Origin of the sequence: Schlesneria sp., assembly GCF_036405755.1 — a bacterium.
GTDB classification, from domain to species: Bacteria; Planctomycetota; Planctomycetia; order Planctomycetales; family Planctomycetaceae; genus Schlesneria; species Schlesneria sphaerica.
Genome location: NZ_DASWWZ010000308.1, coordinates 1 through 3,435, shown reverse-complemented (window position 1 = coordinate 3,435; position 3,435 = coordinate 1). Strand labels below are relative to the sequence as shown.

At 58.2% G+C, this 3,435-nt stretch carries 2 protein-coding genes; both read left to right on the top strand.

Features of this window, described 5'->3' with window-relative positions; translation table 11 throughout:
• Window positions 1–1,890: DUF1549 and DUF1553 domain-containing protein (locus VGE80_RS10775; RefSeq protein ID WP_440592668.1), on the top strand; the 1,890-nt coding region annotated here is incomplete at its 5' end.
• 112 nt (window positions 1,891–2,002) lie between these two features.
• The coding region (locus VGE80_RS10770) for a DUF1501 domain-containing protein (protein ID WP_440592667.1) at window positions 2,003–3,435 on the top strand (1,433 nt) is incomplete at its 3' end.

Sequence of the window (3,435 nt, the reverse complement as noted above, 5' to 3'; positions counted from 1 at the left end):
GCCGATAGTGATGGTTACACCGAAGCGGATCCCGTTCGGGATTATGCGTTCAAGTACCGTGACTATGTCATCCGGGCGTTTAACTCAGACAAGCCGTTCGACCAGTTCATCGTCGAGCAACTGGCGGGTGACGAATTGGTGACGTACCCGTACGAAAATCTTTCTCCCGATGCCACCGACAAGCTCGCGGCAACCGGTTTTCTGCGGATGGCACCTGACGGCACCGCGAGTGGCGGCGTTGACGTCAATGCCGCGAGCAATGAAGTGATTGCAGAAACAATCAAGATCGTCTCGACGTCCATGCTGGGAATGACGGTGGGATGTGCTCAGTGCCACAATCACCGTTACGACCCGATCACACAGGCCGATTACTACCGCTTCCGAGCGGTCTTTGAGCCGGGATATAACACCAAGGCCTGGCGGGCGCCGGGATCTCGTTTGATCAGCCTGTGGAGTGCCGATCAGCGGTTGACCGCGAAGGTGCTGGGTGATGCCGAGTACAAGTTGAGCGAACAGCGCGGACGCGAATTGAACGCAATCGTGCAGGAAGTCTTTGAACGGGAAGTGAACAAGCTGCCGGAAGCTCAGCGGGCACCAGCCCGGCAGGCACGCGCCACCAGCGCCGACAAACGGACGCCGGAACAGCAGCAGATCCTGAAAGAGACCCCGAGTCTGAATGTCGATGGGGGTAGCGTCTATCTTTATGAACCCGCGCGGATTGACGAATTTAACCGACGGTGGGACGAGCGGATTGCACAGGTCCGATCCTTGCGTCCGGCCGAAGACTATGTTTCGGGCTTCACGGAAATCCCCGGTCAGGTTCCTCCGACGCATCTGTTCTATCGAGGCGAGATCAACCAGCCGAAGCAGGAAGTGACACCGGCGGAACTGTCGATCGTGTCCCTGACATCCCCGGTCGAAATTGCGATCGACGATCCTCAGGTCCCCACCACGGGACGCCGTCTGGCCTATGCCCGTAATCTCACCAGTGGCAAGCATCCTCTGTTGTCGCGCGTGATGGTGAATCGCTTCTGGATGCATCATTTCGGAAAGGGGATCGTCGCGACTCCCGGTGACTTCGGGTATCTCGGTGAACGTCCATCTCACCCCGAATTGCTCGACTGGCTGGCGACGCGCTTCGTCTCTGACGGGTGGCAGTTAAAGCGATTCCATCGTCTACTGCTAGGGTCCACTGCGTTCCAGCAGCGGTCACAGCGTCGGCCCGAGATTGATGCTGCCGATCCTGACAACCGCCTGCTGGCCCGGATGCCCGTGCGCCGTCTGGAAGCAGAAGAAATCCGCGACTCCATGCTCTCTTGCTCCGGCTCGCTGAGCGACAAAATGTACGGAAAGCCCGCGCCGGTCGCGGTCGATGAAGTGGGGCAAGTCATTGTCGGCTTGCCGACTCTTGACCTGGCGGGGGGACGGATCAACCAGGGGGTCTCACTGCGGGAAGACGAGTTCCGTCGCAGCATCTACGTGCAGGTGCGACGTTCGTTGCCCCTGGGGATGCTCGAACCCTTCGATATGGCGACCTTGTCACCCAACTGTGACATTCGCCAGTCCTCGACTGTCGCTCCTCAGGCATTGCTGATGATGAATAACAGTCTTGTGGTTCGCGAAGCGGAAAAGTTCGCCGACCGTGTTCGCAAGGTTGCTGGAGATAACATTTCGGAACAGGTCAAGTTCGCTTGGGTCACGGCCTTCACGCGCCCTCCAACTGAACGGGAACTGGCCGGTGCAATTGCATTCCTGACCGAGCAGACAGAGCAGGTTGCTGCCAAAGTTCCTGCTGGTCAGGCGGGTAAGGAGCCATCCCCGGCGCAGGTCGCACTGGCGAGCTTCTGCCAGGGCCTGTTGAGCACAAACCTGTTCCTCTATGTCGACTGAGTTTCGACTGCCTCCGGGGCCTGTCATGTGACGAGGTTCCCCACAAGGCTGGAATTCGCACTGCAAAAGATCGCTGAATGTCTTCGGACAGATACTAATAAGGGGCAATCGTATGCACTTCTTCCCAGACCACACTCGACGACATTTTCTCGCCCAATCCGGGTTTGGATTGTCGTCACTCGCGCTGACGCACCTGCTCACGCAAGAGGCCAAGGGAGCACCAGCGAAGCCCGATCTGGAAAAGCAGTCGTTTGATCTTCTGCCCAAACGAACTCCCCATGCACCGCAGGCGAACGCGATGATCTCGCTGTTCATGCAGGGGGGGCCTAGCCATATCGATATGTTCGAGCCCAAGCCGGAACTTGATCGTCTGAATGGACAGACCTTCAATGGTCAGCTTCAGCTCGACAATGCGGCCGAGGCGACTTCCAAGCTGTATGCGTCGCCCTGGAAGTTCAAGAAGCACGGCGAGTGCGGTACGGAACTCAGCGAACTGTTGCCGCACCTGGGCAAGGTCGTGGACGACATTTGTCTAATCCGCTCGATGCACACAGGCGTCAATAATCACGTGCAATCGATCTGGGCATTGACCAACGGCCGCATCCAGCAAGGTCGACCTTCCCTGGGTTCATGGATGGCCTATGGTCTGGGGACCGAAAACCAGAACATGCCCGCATTCGTCGTTCTGACGGATCCATCGGGATTGCCTGTCGCGGGAGTCGAAAACTGGACGAATGGCTGGCTTCCCTCGCTGTATCAGGGAACGGTGATTCGCCCGAAAGAGCCTCGAATTCTCAACCTGGATCCACCTCCTCAGTTCCAGGGGGCGGTGCAGGACAAGTTCCTGAACTACGTCCGCGAGCTGAACCAGGATCACCTGTCGCAACGGCCGGGTGAACATGATCTGGCGGCGCGGATTTCGAGTTATGAGCTGGCGGCCCGGATGCAGACCGCTGCCAAGGAAGCACTCGACCTGTCACAGGAAACTGCCGAGACAAAGGAACTGTACGGACTGAATAATCCGAAGTCTGCAGAGTATGGCACGCGGTGTCTCATCGCGCGGCGACTGGTTGAACGCGGTGTCCGCTTCGTGCAGGTTCATACCGGGAACCAGCATTGGGACCATCACGGTGCGATCAAAACAGGATTGCCGCAAATGTGCGAAGTGACCGATCAACCATCGGCTGCACTCGTCATGGACCTCAAACGCCGCGGTCTGCTCGACACGACGCTCGTCCACTGGGGTGGCGAAATGGGCCGTCTGCCGGTGATTCAGAACGAAAAGAACATCGGCCGCGACCACAATACTTTCGGGTTCAGCATGTGGCTCGCCGGTGGTGGAGTGAAGGGGGGACTGGCGTATGGTGCGACCGATGAAGTCGGTCACCATGCCGTGGAAAACGTCGTCAACCATTTCGACTACCATGCGACACTGCTGCATCTGTTCGGTCTGGATCCCGAAAAGCTGACCTTTGCCCGTCCCGGTACCCCAGGGACGCTGCTTGACGGTCAGCCCGGTAAAATCGTCTGGGACATTTTGAAACG